Raw genomic sequence first — 692 nt, forward strand, 5'->3', positions numbered from 1 at the left:
GTCCGGCTTTTGCGACAAAATTCGCCGGCGGACGCGTAAGACGGCATGCGCGCGGGTGAGTTCGTGGGTTGGGGCGCGGATGTCCATGTGGGCGTCGTGCAGGACAAGATCCTCGAGGTGGACGAGCTCGCCCTCGAGCCAGAGCGCGGCGGCCGCGTCGGCAAAATGCTGGCGCTCGACAAAACCGTCGCGGACCGGCGAGCGGGTCAGGCGCTCGTCGAGCCGGGCCAGGGCTTCGGTTGCGCGGGCAACCGGTCCGATCAGGGTTTCCAGGGGCAGTTTGTCGAGCGTGTAAGCCATTGTTTTCATGATGGCTGATTCGCGTTAGTCAAGCTATCTCGATGTTAGGTTGATTTGCTTGGGACTTTCTTCGACGTCTTTATGACTATCGATAATCACCTCTTATCGATAGTGATTGATCTCGCCGCCAAAATCAGTCATTTTCGGCCCCAGGATGGCCGCCGGCGACGTCCCGCGCGGCCGCGAACGACATAGAAGGCGGCTTTCCGCCGCGCGAGAAAGGCCGCCTGGCATGAGCGAAGAAAAACCCGTCCGCCTGCCCGACCCCGCTTCCGTCGAAACCGTGCTCACATCTCTGCAGGCGCAGTCGGCCGACGCCGAGCTCGCCCCTGCCCTCAACAAAACCTTTCCAGGCTTTGCCTTCACCGTCGCGACGATCGACGATTTTTATT

2 pseudogenes are annotated in these 692 nt (G+C 61.1%); one reads left to right on the top strand and one right to left on the bottom strand.

The features are described from left to right. Positions 1–300, bottom strand: a pseudogene (locus EOC94_RS33400) (hypothetical protein); the annotation flags it as partial. Positions 301–454: 154 nt separating this feature from the next. Between EOC94_RS33400 and EOC94_RS34290 the strand changes: the two are divergent. Next, positions 455–692 (top strand): annotated as a pseudogene (locus EOC94_RS34290) (hypothetical protein); the annotation flags it as partial.

It is taken from the genome of Mesorhizobium sp. M6A.T.Ce.TU.016.01.1.1 (assembly GCF_003997065.1).
In the GTDB taxonomy this organism is placed as follows: Bacteria; Pseudomonadota; Alphaproteobacteria; order Rhizobiales; family Rhizobiaceae; genus Mesorhizobium; species Mesorhizobium mediterraneum.